Annotated in this window: 10 protein-coding genes and 1 tRNA gene; 7 read left to right on the plus strand and 4 right to left on the minus strand. The window is 36.3% G+C overall.

Features of this window, described 5'->3' with window-relative positions; genetic code table 11:
- Positions 1-46: 46 nt before the first annotated feature.
- Positions 47-133, plus strand: a tRNA-Ser gene (locus DR980_RS12015).
- Positions 134-259: 126 nt separating this feature from the next.
- On the opposite strand, the gene DR980_RS12020 is transcribed toward DR980_RS12015, so the two are convergent.
- The 3 genes from DR980_RS12020 to gnd are packed head-to-tail and all read right to left on the minus strand — an operon-like array spanning position 260 to position 3973.
- A complete protein-coding gene (locus DR980_RS12020; RefSeq protein ID WP_113636480.1) occupies positions 260-1678 on the minus strand; it encodes a gluconokinase in 1419 nt (472 codons plus the stop codon).
- Between the two features lie 18 nt (positions 1679-1696).
- Positions 1697-3016: a gluconate:H+ symporter gene (locus DR980_RS12025; protein ID WP_113636482.1), complete on the minus strand. Its 1320-nt coding sequence runs from the start codon at positions 3014-3016 to the stop codon at positions 1697-1699.
- A gap of 57 nt (positions 3017-3073) precedes the next feature.
- Positions 3074-3973, minus strand: a complete 900-nt coding sequence (gnd, locus tag DR980_RS12030; RefSeq protein ID WP_113636484.1) for a phosphogluconate dehydrogenase (NAD(+)-dependent, decarboxylating) — start codon at positions 3971-3973, stop codon at positions 3074-3076.
- Between the two features lie 295 nt (positions 3974-4268).
- On the opposite strand from gnd, the gene DR980_RS12035 reads away from it, so the two are divergent.
- Complete coding sequence (locus DR980_RS12035; RefSeq protein ID WP_113636486.1) at positions 4269-4970, plus strand: porin family protein; 702 nt, start codon at positions 4269-4271, stop codon at positions 4968-4970.
- On the opposite strand, the gene DR980_RS12040 is transcribed toward DR980_RS12035, so the two are convergent.
- Positions 4965-5570 (minus strand): hypothetical protein, encoded by a 606-nt coding sequence (locus DR980_RS12040; RefSeq protein ID WP_113636488.1) that lies wholly within the window; start codon positions 5568-5570, stop codon positions 4965-4967. The genes DR980_RS12035 and DR980_RS12040 overlap by 6 nt on opposite strands.
- 223 nt (positions 5571-5793) lie before the next feature.
- Here DR980_RS12040 and DR980_RS12045 point away from each other — a divergent pair, with 223 nt between their 5' ends.
- From DR980_RS12045 to DR980_RS12065, 5 genes are all read left to right on the plus strand, one after another.
- A complete protein-coding gene (locus DR980_RS12045; RefSeq protein WP_113636490.1) occupies positions 5794-8235 on the plus strand; it encodes a bifunctional UDP-N-acetylmuramoyl-tripeptide:D-alanyl-D-alanine ligase/alanine racemase in 2442 nt (813 codons plus the stop codon).
- 87 nt (positions 8236-8322) lie between these two features.
- Entirely contained in the window at positions 8323-8739 is a 417-nt protein-coding gene (gene mscL, locus DR980_RS12050; RefSeq protein WP_113636492.1) for a large conductance mechanosensitive channel protein MscL, read from the plus strand.
- A 386-nt stretch (positions 8740-9125) separates the two neighbouring features.
- The gene (locus tag DR980_RS12055; protein WP_113636494.1) at positions 9126-10115 is read left to right on the plus strand and encodes an aspartate-semialdehyde dehydrogenase; all 990 of its coding nucleotides are present in this window, start codon (positions 9126-9128) and stop codon (positions 10113-10115) included.
- Positions 10116-10216: 101 nt separating this feature from the next.
- Positions 10217-10570, plus strand: coding sequence for a hypothetical protein (locus DR980_RS12060; protein WP_113636496.1), 354 nt, complete (start codon positions 10217-10219; stop codon positions 10568-10570).
- Positions 10571-10716: 146 nt separating this feature from the next.
- Positions 10717-12924 (plus strand): TonB-dependent receptor, encoded by a 2208-nt coding sequence (locus DR980_RS12065; RefSeq protein WP_113636498.1) that lies wholly within the window; start codon positions 10717-10719, stop codon positions 12922-12924.
- The last annotated feature ends 17 nt before the right edge of the window (positions 12925-12941 follow it).

The raw sequence follows: 12941 nt of genomic DNA on the forward strand, positions 1-12941 counted from the left end.
TTTCTAACTCATTTTTTTTATTGTTATTTGCAACCTCAAATAAAATAGAGAGGTGTCCGAGTGGTTGAAGGAGCTAGCCTGGAAAGCTAGTATGTGGGTAACTGCATCGTGGGTTCGAATCCCATCCTCTCTGCAAAAAAATAATGCTTTCCGAAAGGGAAGCATTTTTTGTTTTATGGCTTGGCAAACTTTTTAGTTTGTTTAAGCTATAAAACAAAAAAAGATCAGGCATGAAATGCCGAGCATTAGTTTCTTCTTTTTAAATATCTTTCAACAGAGAATAAATCTTTTTAAATTTTTCAAAGCTTTGTTCGTAGATTTCTTTGGAATCTATATTTGGTAAAAAAGTTTTTCCAACTTTATTTTCGGATGGAACGGCAATATCAGTAGCTTTAAAACCAATCAAAACAGCTCCCCAAGCAGAAGCTTCGATTGTTTCGGCTACGATTACTTTCATTTGAAAAATATCAGCGACCATTTGTAGCCAAAGTTCACTTTTTCCAAAACCGCCACTCGCCATTATGGTGATTTTGTGTCTTTCCTCAGGATTTGGGAGTAAGATTTCGGTAATGCTCAATAGTCCAAATAAAATACCTTCCAGTGTTGCCCTAATCAAATGCGCTTTGGCATGGATAATTCGGATTCTTAAAAGAGTTCCTTGTGCAGAAGCATCCCAAATAGGCGCTCTTTCTCCCAATAAATAAGGAACAAAAAGCAAGCCTTCGGATCCGGCAGCAATAGTTTCAGCCTGTTTAAATAATTCTTCGAAAGATTCATCTGTTTTTAATATGGATTCTTTGAGCCATTGTAAAACAATTGCACCATTATTGACCGCTCCCAGTTTCAAATAGTGATTGTCCATTAAATGGTAACATTGTGTTCGCATTTCCGGGTCAATAAAAGGTTTCTCAGTTGGTAAACGAACTGCGCCGCTGGTTCCAATGGATAACGCCATTCGGCCGGCTTGCATAGCTCCGGTTCCTAAATTTGCCAATACGCCGTCACCGCCACCCAAAATATAATCAAAACCATCGGATAGTCCTTTTGCTTTGTGGGTTGGGCTAACAATGGTGGAAAGGTATGATTCTTCTATTTTCAAATAATCTAAAATATCCGATTCCCATTGTATTGTATGAATGTTCATTAAACCTGTACCTGATGCCATCGATGAATCAATTACATATTCGCCGGTAAGATGATGCCAAATGTATTCTTTGATGCTAATGAACTTATACGTTTTAGAAAAAGTGATTGTATCGTGTTCTTTTAACCAAGCAATTTTGGTCATGGGTGAAAAGGTATGAATAGGAATTCCTGTTTTTTGATAGAAATTTTTTCCCTGTTCGGATGCTTTTAACGCTTCGGCTAATGCATGCGCTCTATTATCGGCCCAAATGATAGCATCGGTGAGCGGTTTTCCATTGTTGTCGATTGCTATTATACTTTGCATAGCCGAACTAAAACTGATAAATTCAGGCTGAATTCCTTTTGTGATTTTTTGGATACATCCTAAAACAGCCGCTACAATTTCATCGGGTTTTTGAATGCTCCAATCTGGCTTAGGATGATACATAGAGTAGGATTTACTACATTCCTGAATCACTTTTCCCGTTCTGTCAAAACACACAGCTTTTGTTGCTGTGGTACCAATGTCTATTCCAATGTAAAATTGCTCCATTTTTTAGTTTAATTGGGGTTATCCCACTAGTAAATTCAGTAATAGTACACCAATCAATCCCATTACTCCAATGATTGTTTCCATTACAGTCCATGTTTTAAAGGTATCCGAAATACTGATTCCGAAATACTCTTTAAACATCCAGAATCCCGTATCATTCACATGAGAACACATTAAACTTCCGGCTCCAATTGATAACACCATCAATTCTGGACTTATCCCAGAACTAATCACTAAAGGTTGTACAATCCCTGCCGCAGTTAATCCCGCTACAGTTGCTGAGCCCAGAGCAATCCTGATAATAGTTGCCACAAGCCAGCCCAATACTAATGGAGAAAGTGTTGAGGTTTCGAAAAAAACAGCTAAATCACTACCAATACCGCTGTCAATCAGTACTTGTTTGAAAGCGCCTCCGGCCGCAATAATCATAATAATCATCGTGGCGGAACTCAGTGCTGAACTGGATTTGTCCATAATTTCCTGCATCTTTCGACCGCGATTGATGCCTAAAAAAACAATTGCAAACAATACTGCAAGAAGCATAGAAGTGGTTGGACTTCCAATAAATCCAAGAATCTGACGTATAGAAGATATTTCAGGTAAGGTCAACTCGCTTATTGTTGCCATAGCCATTAAGATAACAGGAATCAGAGCCGTTATAAAACTGATCATGAAAGAAGGCATTTCGTTTTCAGCGAATGTTTTACTTTCGAATAATCCTTTGGGTGGATTAGCGACTATCTTCTTAATAAACTCTGGGAACACAATTCCCGCAATCAATAAAGTAGGAATGGCAATTATCAATCCGAATAGCAGCGTTTTGCCAATATCAGCCTTGAAAATTACCGCAATGGCTGTAGGTCCCGGATGAGGTGGCAAAAAACCGTGAGTTACCGAAAGTGCAGATGCCATGGCAATTCCAAGATAGATTATAGGCTGCTTCGTACTTTTTGCGACAGCGAAAACCATTGGAATCAAAATCACAAAACCGGCATTGTAAAACATAGAAATTCCTACGGCAAAACCGGTAAGTAACATTGCCCATTTGATGTGTTTCACTCCAACAGACCGAATCATCACCGAGCTTATTCGTTGTGCCGCACCACTGTCTGAAAGGATATTTCCCAATATAACTCCAAGAGCAATAATCAAAATCAAAGAACCTAAAGTGCTGCCAATTCCTTGTTGGAGGGAATTTAGGATGTCAGGAAATAGCATGCCTTTGGCAATTCCCACAAAGAAAGAAGCGATAATTAAGGAGATGAACGCATTGAGTTTTACTGCGGATATCAAGACAAGTAATAAAAGGATACTTGCAATTAAGATCAGTATTGACATGTACTTGAATTTGAAAAATTAGAAATGATATTCGAATTGGTTAGTTTGTGTAATCAATTATTCATTTTTTTCGACAGCGTGACCGCCAAATTCATTGCGAAGTGCCGCTACCACTTTTCCGGAGAACGTATCTTGCATCTGGGAACGGTAGCGCATCATTATCGATAAAGCAATCACAGGAGTTGGAACACCTAAATCTAAAGCGGTTTCCAGAGTCCATTTTCCTTCGCCGGAGGAATGCATGATTCCTTTGATGCTGTCTAGTTTTGGGTCTTTTGAGAAGGCATTTTCGGTGAGTTCCATTAACCAACTGCGCACCACGGAACCGTGATTGAAAAGTTTGGCTGTTTTTTCGAAATCAATGTCAAATTCAGAATGCTCAAAAACTTCGAAACCTTCAGCAATAGATTGCATCATTCCGTATTCGATGCCGTTGTGAACCATTTTAGTAAAATGTCCACTTCCGGCTGCACCAGTATATAAATGACCATTTTCAACAGAAATATCCTTGAAAACTTGCGCGACATAATCAAATACGGCTGGTTCTCCGCCTATCATGGTACAAGCGCCATTCAAAGCTCCCGAAGTTCCGCCTGAAGTTCCACAATCCAAAAAGTCAATACCAAGTTCCTTTAGTTGTGAATAACGACGCTTGGAATCTTTATAGTTAGAGTTTCCTCCGTCAATGATAATATCGTTTTTTTCTAAAAAAGGAAGCAATGAAGTGATTACTCCATCTACAATTTCTCCTGCAGGAACCATTAACCAAATCACTTTTCGATTGTTCAATTTTTGACATAATTCTTTCACGGAAAGTGCGGTTGTGATTCCTTCCTGACCAATTTTTGTAACAAAGTCAGTATTGACATCTTGGGCTACTACTTCGTAGCCATTTCGCTGTAAATTAAGGGCAAGGTTGAAGCCCATTTTTCCTAATCCTATAATTCCAATTTGCATCGTTGTATTGTTTTAAGTCTGATTTGAAGACGTTTTTGAGTAATCGTAAAAATATTTTAAAGTAAAAATATTGGTTTTAATTTTTTAACAAGCAATTTATTCGAAAAATATTAAACTTGGCAGAGTCAATATGTTAATTATTTTTTGGTTTTGTATCGATTCATTTTGTGAAAGTTTATTTGTCACCATTATCTATAAGAAAACCATCAAAATGTTATATTTGTAACGTTATAATGAGAATTGAAACCTAGAAGGTGTTTTAAACAACCATTGAGCAATTTAAACCCAAAACAATATGCGAATTTTTCTTAGTTGTTTTCTTCTTTTATCGGTTTTGAATGTTTTTTCCCAAGAAAATACGGCAACTCAAGACTCGGTCTTCGTAAAAGTGGATTCTCTGTATCGAGAAGATCAATTTTATTTTGCAATAACATATAACACGCTAACCAATAAGCCTGCGGGTTTTTCGCAAAGTAAATTTTCTTCAGGATTCTCAGCGGGTTTTTTGAGAGACATGCCCATCAATAAGAACCGAAGAGTTGCTCTTGCTGCCGGTGTAGGTTTTACTTATAACAATTACAATCAGAATCTGGCGATTTCTTCTACTGCCGAAACACCGGTTTATACCATTATTGATTCAGATACCCAATATAATAAAAATAAATTCTCGCTACTCTCTGTGGATGTTCCGCTTGAATTCAGATGGAGAACTTCGACCTATCAAAGCCACAAGTTCTGGCGTATCTATACCGGAATAAAGTTCAGTTATTTGTTGTATGATAAGTCTATTTTTGATGGTAGCACCGGCAAAGTAGTACTAACCGGAAACAAAGATTTGAATAAATTTCAGTACGGTGCCTATATTTCATCTGGGTACAATACGATAAATTTATATGCATATTATGGTTTGAACCCGTTGTTTCAATCCGCTAAAGTCGATGGTGAATCCGTTGATATGAAATCACTGAATTTTGGAATTATATTCTATATTTTATAACCATAAAACTAATAAAAGTAACTGAGGGATTGCGCCTAAAATAAAGCCAATAATCAGTTCTTTATTAGTGTGTGCATTCATTTCCAGGCGGGACGAAGCTACAATTCCGTTAAGGAGAATCAACGCTGCAATAGTAAAAGTACTCTGGATTTGCAGATGCATGCTCAAGCCAATTATAAAGACGGTCAAGGAGCTCATGCCAATCATGTGAAGGCTCGCTTTTATATTTCCAAACAATAGTATCAGTGCTAAGAGACTACTCAAAAGTCCACCCAACAAGAAAAAATGCAGTTCGGGATAGCGATCTATGGTAATGCTTTTTCGAACTAGCAAGATGATTAAAAAGCAATGTAATAGCAACGGAATTTTACGCTGTGACACTTTGGATACCATAACCGAATCAACATTTCCTGTTGCCCGCAAAAGCAGGAAAACCAGGACGGGAATAAATATAGTTACTATTAAAATCTGGAAAAAAACAAACAACTTTTCTTGAGTCACAAATTCAGTTCCATTAAAAAAAAGATAGAACAATGTAGCCATTACCGGTATGAATATCGGATGGAAAACATAAGAGAAAAAGGGAAGAATTTTTTTCAAGAGTTATTTTTTTTTCAAAAACAAATATAAGCAATCTGTCAAAAACAGTACAGCATAATTCTGTTGTTTCTTTATGGTTTATAAACGGAATTGCTGATAATTATATTATATCGAGGTTCTCGTTTTGAAAAGAAGTGGTATTTTTGGAGAAGTTATAGAGCAGTAAGAACTGTAATAAATATATTTTCCAGAAAAGAAATTCATCTCAATCTCTTTTAATTCCATGAGTCAAAAAATCCTAAATAGCCTTCAAAGAATCACCGCCAAATATATTGGTAATCAAGAAAATGTAACTTTAGACAGTGTTTCTATAGACAGTCGTTCGTTGCAAAACGGCCCTCATACGGTGTTCTTTGCATTGGTTGGCGCTCACATTGATGCACATTTTTATATCAAAGATTTAATAGCGAATGGCGTTCAAAACTTTGTTGTGACCCATATTCCGGATGATTGTAAGGAGAAAGCGAATTTTTATGTTGTTGAAAATACATTGGCTGCTTTACAACAATTTGCCGCGAACTATCGCAGTCTTTTTGATTTCCCTATTATCGGGCTGACCGGAAGTAACGGTAAAACGATTGTCAAGGAATGGCTCAATTTTTTATTGAGTCCTGATTATAACGTTATTCGAAGTCCAAAGAGTTATAATTCCCAAATTGGAGTGCCGCTGTCCGTGATTGCGATTAATGAAAAACACAATTTAGGGATTTTTGAAGCGGGTATTTCTACCCGTTCTGAAATGGATAAATTAGAGCAAATTATCAAGCCGACTATTGGAATTCTTACGAATATTGGAACTGCACACGATGAAGGGTTTGCAAGCACAGAAGAAAAAATTATCGAAAAATTAAAACTTTTTGAGCACGCTGAGGTTTTAGTTTATCATAAAAATAAAAGTATAGATGCTCTTATCAATCCGGAAATCAATTTGTTTTCCTGGAGTTTCAATGATAAAAGTGCATCTGTTTTTGTTTCCAAAAATAACGTTTTAGACAAGACTGTTTTGAATATTGAATTTGGGCAGAACCATTTTGAGATTAAAATACCGTTTCAAGACGAGGCTTCGGTCGAAAATGCCATCTCCTGTTTGATGGTTTTGCTGTATTTTGAATACGATGCAGCCACCATTCAAAACCGAATGGAATTGCTGTATCCGGTAGAAATGCGCTTGAAAGTCAAAAACGGAATTAATAATTGCAGTATTATTGATGACAGTTACAGCTCGGACTTTCAGTCGTTGAAAATTGCATTGGATTTTCTCGAAAGTCAAAAACAATACAAGAAGAAAACGGTGATTTTGTCTGATATTTTCCAAAGTGGTTTGGCTACGGAGGCGCTTTACGCTAAAGTTTCCGAGTTGATCATTTCCAATAAAATTGACCGTGTTATTGGTATTGGAGAAACCATTTCGGCTTTTAAAAATAAATTTACCAATTGTATAACGTTCGAAAATACTGCTGCATTTGTCGCTGATTTTGAAAACTTGGATTTTGGTAATGAAACCATTTTGATAAAAGGGGCGAGATCCTTCCAGTTTGAAGAAATTGTGTATTTGTTAGAAGAGAAAACACATGAAACGGTTTTGGAAATCAACCTGAATGCAATCAGTTACAACTTGAATTTTTTTAAATCCAAGCTTAAGCCAAAGGTGAAAATTATGGTGATGGTAAAAGCATTTGGTTATGGAAATGGTGGACTCGAAATAGCCAAATTACTGGAATATCATAAGGTTGATTATTTAGGAGTGGCTTTTGCCGATGAAGGTATTTCATTGAAAAACGGAGGGATTCAGGTGCCAATTATGGTTCTTAATCCGGAGAATACGAGTTTTTCGGCCATCATCCAACATCAATTAGAGCCGGAAATTTACTGCTTGAAAGGACTTTATGCGTTTTTGAAAATAGCGAAAAAGAAAAATTTAGAGCACTTTCCGATTCATATTAAATTTGATACGGGAATGCATCGATTGGGTTTTGAGGAAAACACGATTGATGAACTGATAGCCGCGCTGAAAGGAAATACTACAGTTCAAATAAAAAGTATTTTGTCACACATGGCCACGAGTGATGATCTTGAACTCATGGATTTTGCTCATTCACAAATTAATTTATTCGAAAAATTGTCATCTAAATTGATGTCCGAATTACAAATAAAACCGTTGCGACACATCTTAAACACATCGGGAATCAGTAATTTCTCAGATTCGCAATACGATATGGTGCGATTGGGAATTGGATTGTACGGCGTTTCAAATGACGCCGAGGAACAAAAACAACTCGAAAATGTAGGTACGCTGAAATCAGTGATTTCACAAATAAGAACCATTGCAGCTGGTGAAAGCGTGGGTTATGGTCGCCGTTTTGTAGCTGAAAAACCAACAAAAATTGCAACCATTCCTATTGGCTATGCCGATGGGATTTCTAGAGGCTGGGGAAATGGTTTAGGATTTGTAATGATAAAAAACACCAAAGCCTATATAGTTGGCAGTATTTGCATGGACATGCTTATGGTTGATGTTACTGGAATCGAATGTAAAGAGGGCGATTCAATACTTATTTTTGGGGAAAACCCAACGGTATCTTTTATCGCCGAAAAATTAAATACTATTCCCTACGAAATCCTTACTAGTGTTTCTCAGCGTGTAAAACGGGTCTTTTATCGATAAAACTTGGTTTTTTATGTTAAATATTAAAAGTATGTTAAAATTTTATTATTTTCGTTTTCTAATGTTTAACAATTTAAAAAAAAAATTATGGGATTTTTCGGTGATTTTAAGGCTTCTTTAATGAAAGGAGATGTATTGAGTTTAGCTACTGCAGTTGTAATTGGTGGTGCTTTTGGTAAAATAGTGGGTTCAGCAGTGGATGATGTAATTATGCCAATCGTCGGATTACTTACTGGTGGGATTGATTTCACGCAAAAATTCGTAACACTCGATGGTAATAGTTATGCTGACTTAGCTGCTGCTAAAGCTGCAGGAGCTGCGGTGATAACTTATGGAAATTTGGTGCAAGCTATTATTAACTTCGTTATTATCGCTTTCTTTATTTTTGTGGTTTTAAGAGCTGCTGAAAAAGCTAAGAAAAAAGAAGTTGTTGTTGTGGCTGCTCCTGCTGGCCCTACTCAAGAACAATTGCTTGCTGAGATTAGAGATTTATTGAAAAAGTAAATTCCGCTACATTATATATTTTAATTTATCCTGAATTCATTTCAGGACTAAACCGCTTCATAACCGAAGCGGTTTTTCTTTAAAAGTTTGTCTAAAACAGTATCGGCTTTTTTACCATCAAGAAATTAAGTTACATTACAAAGCACTTTAAAACTTAATCTTCTTAATTTCGTAATGGTTCAAAAATTATATAGAACGTTATTTCACAAGCTTTGCTATTCAAAAAGAAAACAAGTATTTAAAACAATTTTACGTTCTTTTTTCATGTTTTTTATTTAAGTGTTATAAATTTAACATTTTGTTATTTTTTGTGAGGTCACTTGTTTTGATTTTAATATTACTTACTTTTGTACTTCAAATTTAATATTCAATAATATAAATATAAGATGAGAATAGCAGTTGTAGGCGCTACCGGAATGGTTGGCGAAGTAATGTTGAAAGTTTTAGCAGAAAGAAATTTCCCTGTAACAGAATTAATTCCGGTTGCTTCTGAGCGATCAGTGGGTAAAGAAATTGAATACAAGGGTAAAAAATATAAAGTAGTAGGCATGCAAACGGCAGTTGATATGAAAGCAGATATTGCTTTGTTCTCTGCGGGTGGCGATACTTCACTGGAGTGGGCTCCAAAATTTGCGGCAGCAGGAACAACTGTTATAGATAATTCATCGGCTTGGAGAATGGACCCGACCAAGAAATTAATCGTTCCGGAAATTAATGCATCTGAATTGACTGCAGCAGATAAAATCATTGCAAATCCTAACTGTTCTACAATACAAATGGTATTGGTCTTGGCTCCTTTGCACAAAAAATACAACATCAAACGTGTGATTGTTTCTACTTACCAATCCATCACTGGAACAGGTGTAAAAGCAGTACAGCAATTGGAAAATGAATACGCAGGTGTTCAAGGTGAAATGGCTTATAAGTACCCAATTCACAGAAATGCGATTCCACAATGTGATTCTTTTGAAGAAAATGGATATACCAAAGAGGAGATGAAACTGGTTCGTGAAACTAAAAAAATCTTAAGTGACAATACGATTGCCGTTACAGCAACTGCGGTTCGTGTGCCAATTGTGGGCGGACACAGTGAAGCGGTAAACGTAGAATTCTCGAATGATTTTGACGTAAACGAAGTAAGAAACATTTTGCATCACACCGATGGCGTAGTGGTTCAGGATAATAACGATACTTATACGTACCCAATGCCAATGTATGCACAAGGAAAAGATGACGTTTTTGTAGGTAGAATTCGTCGTGACGAAAGCCAGGAAAACACATTGAACATGTGGATTGTTGCAGACAACTTGAGAAAAGGGGCAGCAACAAACACAATCCAAATTGCTGAATATTTGATTGCAGCTAAATTGGTGTAAATCAATTTTTATTTTTAAAATGAAACCATTTGTTTCGCAAAAATATATTTTGTGACACAAATGGTTTTCTTTTTTTCTTGTTTTTATTACCTTTGGCTCGAATGAAAAAGAATAAACTCATACTAAGTCTTTCTCTGGTTGTTACAGTATTGTTTTCAATGCTGTTCCAGTCTTGGCATACGTATGAGCATTTAGAAAAACAGCTTACGCAAAAGCAGTGTCACCATAAATACAATGTTACAGGTACTGAAATCACGCACCAACATCACAAATTAGAGCATTGTTATGTTTGTGAATTTGCTTTTGGAAGTTACATTACCCCAAAAGATTTCTCCTATCAATTGTACTCCACTATTGAAGAAATCCCTTATTTTTTTACTGCAGCGGAAACGGTTATTTCGTTTTCAGGCAGTTTGTATTCCCTCAGAGGTCCTCCGGTAAATAATTTAGGCTGAATACTTTTCAGCTTTTGTTGAATTTATTTTCCATACAACTTCAATAATTTGATTTTGTTGGAAGCATTTTTATTTACTAAATAATTCCAATTTCGGTAAACTTTCTTTGGATAAAGCCGATATAATGGATACTACAATCATTTTCAATGAAAAAATTTATAATAGCCCTATTTTTGGGGTTTTCGGCGATGCTTCAAGCGCAAAATACCCTTTCGGGAACCGTAACCGATTTAAAAAACCAACCCATAAAAGGTGTTTCAGTCTATGCATCAGAATTGCATAAAGGAACCACAACAGATGAAAACGGAAAATATACGTTTTCAAATCTGCCAAATAGAAACTTAAAAATCAGCTTTACGTTCGTAGGATTTGCAACCCAAAATAAAACCATAAACAGTCTTCAAAAAGAAAACACACTTGATATTATTCTTGAAGAAGCAATTTTCGAAATGGACGAAGTAATCGTCTCTACGGCTTTCAACAAAATTCAATCGCAAAACGTCATGAAAGTGGAGCATGAAAGCATCAAAAATTTGCAACGAAAAGGAACGGCCACTTTAATCGAAGGATTGGCTACTATTCCGGGAGTTTCTCAGGTTTCTACTGGAACTTCTATCGGGAAACCGGTAATTCGCGGGTTGAGCGGCAATCGTGTTTTGGTGTATTCGCAAGGCGTTCGAATAGAAAATCAACAGTTTGGTGACGAACACGGTTTGGGATTGAATGATTCAGGAATAGAAAGTGTTGAGGTAATCAAAGGGCCAGCTTCTTTATTGTACGGTTCAGATGCTTTGGGTGGTGTTTTGTATTTTAACCCGGAAAAATTTGCCGATGCGAATACTTTTAAAGCAAACTTCAGTCAAAAATATTTCTCGAATACTGCCGGAAGCAGTTCTTCTTTGGGTTTGAAAACATCTACAGACAACTGGAAATTCATGGCTCGTGGAAGTTACAACACGCATTCTGATTATAAAATTGCAGATGGTGACCGAGTGACAAATACCCGTTACAATGAAACCGATTTCAAAACAGGAATTGGCTACAGCAATGCTAAATTTTCAAGTGTATTGCGTTACAATTACAATGAATTGGATTTAGGAATTCCGGAAGATGGCATAGCAGATCAAACGACGAGCAAGAAAACCGGATTTCCAAAACAAGGTGTTTTTAACCATTTATTGAGTTTAAACAATATTTTCTTTTTCGAAAAATCAAAATTAGATCTTGATTTAGGGTATGTTGCTAATGATCGAAGTGAGTTTGAAGACAGCAATGTGGCCGTTTTACATATGAAATTGAAGACATTCAATTACAATGCAAAATACCATTTTCCAAAAATGGGAAAAATAGAAACCATTGTGGGAGTTCAGGGAATGCATCAAACCAACACAAATTCAGGAGAAGAATATTTAATTCCGGATGCTGTTACAAATGATTTTGGTGTTTTTGGAACGGCTAATTATGAGTGGAATTCAAATGTGTTGCAAGCCGGATTGCGTTTCGACAATAGAAATATTACTACGGATGCACAGGGAATTGCAGGAGAAGAAGGTTCTTTTGAAGCCATCGATAAATCATACGACAGTTTTAATGCGTCGTTGGGTTACAAAACCAATCTGGCCGATGATTTGACGTTGCGTTTGAATGTAGCTTCTGGATTTAGAGCGCCAAATCTTGCTGAGTTAACTTCAAATGGAGTGCATGAGGGAACGAATCGCTATGAAGTAGGAAATAGCGATTTAGAAACCGAGCAAAACGTACAAACGGATTTAAATTTAGAATACAAAACGGATCATTTTGAGTTTTTTGTCAACGGATTTTACAATCACATCAACAATTATATCTACACTTCGCCAACAGGAGAAGTGATTGACGAAAATGCGGTGTTTGATTATATTCAGAATAACGCCAAATTATATGGAGGCGAAATCGGATTGCATTTTCACCCACATCCATTGGATTGGTTGCATTTTGAAACGAGTTTTGAAACTGTGACCGGCGAAAAAGAAAACGGAGATTACTTGCCGTTAATACCGGCTAACAATTGGAACAACACTATTAGAACCGAATTCAAAATCAAAAACTGGTTAGAAGATGGTTTTGCAACTTTGAATGTTTCCAGCACATTCAACCAAAAAAATGTAAGCGGATTTGAAACAGAATCAAATGGCTATAACTTGGTGAATTTAGGTTTTGGCGGAACAGTAAAACTGGGTAAAACCGCTTTTGATGTTAACATCAACGGGAATAATTTATTTGATAAAAGATACATTGCACATCTTTCCCGTCTAAAAACGGATGGCATTCCAAACATTGGAAGAAACATCGTTTTGGGTGTGAATTTTAATTTGTAATTCATTTGCATGAGCAA

It is taken from the genome of Flavobacterium psychrolimnae (genome assembly GCF_003312425.1).
Taxonomy (GTDB): Bacteria; Bacteroidota; Bacteroidia; order Flavobacteriales; family Flavobacteriaceae; genus Flavobacterium; species Flavobacterium psychrolimnae.